This is a genomic window from Draconibacterium sp. (assembly GCF_041583095.1).
Taxonomy (GTDB): Bacteria; Bacteroidota; Bacteroidia; order Bacteroidales; family Prolixibacteraceae; genus Draconibacterium.
The window spans coordinates 1-3979 of record NZ_JBFHGM010000372.1 but is presented as its reverse complement, the minus strand read 5'-3'; the positions used below and the strand labels follow the sequence as shown (position 1 = coordinate 3979).

Genomic DNA, 3979 nt, shown 5'->3' with positions numbered 1-3979 from the left:
ATGACCAACAGAAGAAAATTTATTAAAACAAGCACTGCTGCATTGGCAGGCATTTCCATTTTGAAAACTAATCCCTTAATTGGCGCAGTAAGCCGCGCAGATTATCACTCATTACGTCCGGAGGCAGCAGATCGGAATTTTACGTCGAAAGCTGTGGAAGAAACAATTGCTGCAGCAAAAGCAAAAATTAAAGATCCGAAACTGGCCTGGATGTTCGAAAACTGTTTTCCAAACACTTTGGACACAACAGTTGAGCACGGAACTTTGGATGGTAAACCCGATACTTTTGTAATTACAGGCGATATTCATGCCATGTGGTTGCGCGACTCTACGGCACAGGTTTGGCCGTATATGCCGCTGGCCAATCAGGATGAAAAATTAAAAACCTTGCTGGCCGGAGTTGTTCACCGTCAAACAAAATGTGTTTTGCTCGATCGTTATGCCAATGCTTTCAACAAAACAAAGGAAGAGGAAGTGCACTGGATGAGCGATATGACGGATATGAAACCAGGTTTGCACGAACGCAAATGGGAAATTGATTCCTTGTGTTACACCGTTCGTCTGGCCTACAATTACTGGAAAACTACCGGCGATAAGAGTGTTTTTGATGCCGACTGGCAGAAGGCAGCAGCTCTGATTGTAAAAACATTTAAAGAACAGCAACGCAAAGATGGCCTCGGCCCCTATAAGTTTCAGCGCGAAACTCCTCAGCAATTAGATACAGTTGCTAATCATGGTTATGGCCGCCCGCTAAAACCTGTTGGTCTGATCAACTCAACGTTCCGCCCATCGGATGATGCTGCGACTTACGGCTTTTTAATTCCTTCAAATATTTTTGCAGTTGTATCATTACAACAGCTGGCTGAAATCAGCAATGATATTACAGGCGATAAGGCCTTTGCAAAAGAGTGTTTGGCTTTATCAAAAGAAGTGGATGCGGCAGTTAAGGAATATGCCATTGTAGAGCATAAAAAATATGGAAAAGTGTATGCTTTTGAGGTAGATGGTTTTGGTAACCACACTTTTATGGACGATGCCAATGTGCCAAGTTTGTTGGCTTTGCCTTACCTCGGGCTCGTTGATAAAGACGATAAAATTTACCAGAACACCCGTAAGCTGGTTTGGAGCGAAGACAATCCATATTTCTTTAAAGGAAAAGCTGCCGAAGGAATTGGTGGTCCTCACGTTGGATATGACATGGTTTGGCCGATGAGTATTATTATGCGTGCCATGACGAGCTCGGATGATAAAGAGATAAGCTGGTGTATTAAAACCTTGCGCGATACCGATGCCGATACCGGTTTTATGCACGAAACTTTCCACAAAGACGATCCGGCAAACTTCACCCGTTCGTGGTTTGCATGGGCAAATACGTTGTTTGGCGAGCTGGTGTTAAAGCTGGTTAACGAAGGAAAAGAGAAACTGTTAGAGGTTTAATTGGTCTTCCAAAAAAAGATACATCACAAAAAGCAACAATCTAATTTAGGTTGTTGCTTTTTTATTTGGTAAAGCTGTTCTTAATTCAACGATTTTTAGTTTTTGATACCAAACCTCGTTGTTGCTGAAAAATTCTAAATCACAATAGGTAATGAGGCCTGAAAATTAGTCCTAAAATTAAGGATCGTTGCGCAACGACAAACCGTAATTAAACAGAGGGATGAATACAATATACTTTCGGGTTAAGTTTTGAAAAAAGGAAACAATCGCTATAATTGATCCTTTTTTGAGCGGTTTTTCGAATTTGTTTCTGCAATTTGACGATTCTGTTACAGCAACCAAGCTATCAGTTAAATAAATTTGTAGCAATAAAAATCAGTATATAAACTACATATAAATGAATAAATCAAAACCTAAGTCAGTAGTGACAAAACTAAAATGTCTCCTGTTTTTGGCAGTACTGTTTCCAATCGTTTCGTGTCAAAACAAAACACCACAAACTGATGCCTACCTGTTTACCTATTTTACGGGTAATGGGCCGGGTGGTGAGGCCATTCGCTATGCGGTAAGTACCGATGGTTATAACTATCGTGCATTAAACAACAACCAGCCGGTTTTGGATTCCAAAAAAATCAGTACGTCGGGTGGTGTTCGCGATCCGCATATTTTACGTGGCGCTGATGGTAAAACCTTTTACATGGTTGCCACCGATTTGTATGTGCCAGAACAAGGCTGGAATAATTTTGCACTGATTTTAATGAAATCGACAGATCTGATTAATTGGAAAACAACAGTAATTAATATTCCGGAGACGTACCCCGAAGAGTTTGGTGATGTAGACCGTGTTTGGGCGCCGCAAACCATTTACGATGAAGCCGCAGGGAAATACATGGTTTACTGGTCGATGAAATACAGTGGTTCCCATCCTGATATTATTTATTATGCCTATGCCAATAAGGATTTTAGTGGTTTCGAGGCAGCACCAAAACAGTTGTTATACAATCCAACCAACAATGCTTGTATCGACGGGGATATTATTGAAAAAGACGGTAAGTTCTATTTTTTCCACAAATCGGAAAGTGGTGCACCCGGAATAAAACTGGCTATTTCTGATAAACTTACAGAGGGGTACGCGTATCCGAATTTTGATCGTGTGGATAAAGAAACCGAACGGGTAGAAGGTTCCGGAGTTTTCAAATTGAATAATTCTGATGAGTATATACTGATGTACGATGTTTATACCAATGGTCGCTACCAGTTTACAAAAAGCTCCGATCTGCAACATTTCGAAGTGATCGACGAAGAGATTTCGATGAATTTTCATCCGCGGCACGGTACGGTAATGCCGATAACTACAGAAGAGTACAATCGTTTAATGACAACTTATGCTAAAACCAGCGATTTGTTTATCGATGTCACTGCCGATCAGTTAAAAAAGAATAACGTGCTTATTAACGGGGAGAAAAAGACGATTCATCTTCCTGTAAAAGTAGGCACAGATTTAAGCACATTTGATCCGCAGTTTACCGCCTGGCGAGGTATAACCGTTGCACCTCAAGGGCCGCAGGATTTTTCGAAGGGTGCAGTTCAATATACCTTTACCATTGTTGGGCAGGAGCCTGTAGTTTACAGCGTTACTGCTTCAGAAGATCATAACCCGGCACTCGTTGGTTTTTACGCCGATCCGCAAGTGTTGTATTCCAACAAAACCGGGAAATACTACATCTATCCAACTTCTGACGGATTTCCGGGTTGGTCGGGCTACTATTTCAAAGTGTTTTCATCCGATGATTTAGTGAACTGGAAAGATGAAGGCAAAATTCTGGATATGAAAGCCGGCGATGTGCCATGGGCTGACGGCAGCTCGTGGGCGCCAACCATTGTGGAAAAGAAAGTGGGTGACGATTATAAATACTACTACCATTTCAGCGGAAACTATGTGGCCGGAGGAGGAAAACAGATTGGTGTAGCGGTTGCTGATAATCCAATCGGTCCGTTTGTTGCCGGAAAAGAGCCGATGATAAAGGAATCTCCTGCAGGCAGGGGACAACAAATCGATCCTTGTGCTTTTATCGATCCCGTTTCAGGTAAAGCATACATCTACTGGGGTAATGGTTATCTGGCAGCAGCAGAGCTGAATGACGATATGGTTTCCCTAAAAAAAAAGACAATAGAAGTATTAACGCCAAAAGGAGGAACACTTGCTGATTATGCGTTCCGCGAAGGAATTTATGTGATTTACCGCGAAGGAACCTATTATTTTATGTGGTCGGTTGATGATACCGGTTCACCAAACTATCATATTGCCTACGGCACTTCCAAATCGCCAATGGGGCCAATTAAAGTGGCCGAAAACCCGATTGTGCTTATTCAGGACCCGGTAAACGGTATTTACGGAACCGGACACCACTCTGTAATTCAGGTTCCGGGTAAAGATGAGTGGTACATTGTATATCATCGTATTAATGCAAAACACCTACATGATAGACCCGGATATCACCGCGAAGTTTGTATCGATAAAATGGAATTCAATGATGATGGT

General features: G+C 41.9%; 2 protein-coding genes. Both read left to right on the top strand.

Annotated elements, in window-relative coordinates:
* Window positions 1-1437, top strand: coding sequence for a glycoside hydrolase family 125 protein (locus tag ABZB17_RS21225; RefSeq protein ID WP_372653424.1), 1437 nt, complete (start codon window positions 1-3; stop codon window positions 1435-1437).
* A gap of 397 nt (window positions 1438-1834) precedes the next feature.
* Window positions 1835-3979 (top strand): family 43 glycosylhydrolase (locus ABZB17_RS21220; RefSeq protein WP_372653420.1); only part of this gene is annotated, 2145 nt, incomplete at its 3' end.

Coding starts and splice junctions, on each gene's coding strand:
- ABZB17_RS21225 (WP_372653424.1), top strand. CDS start 1: ATGACCAACAGAAGAAAATTTATTAAAACAAGCACTGCTGCATTGGCA.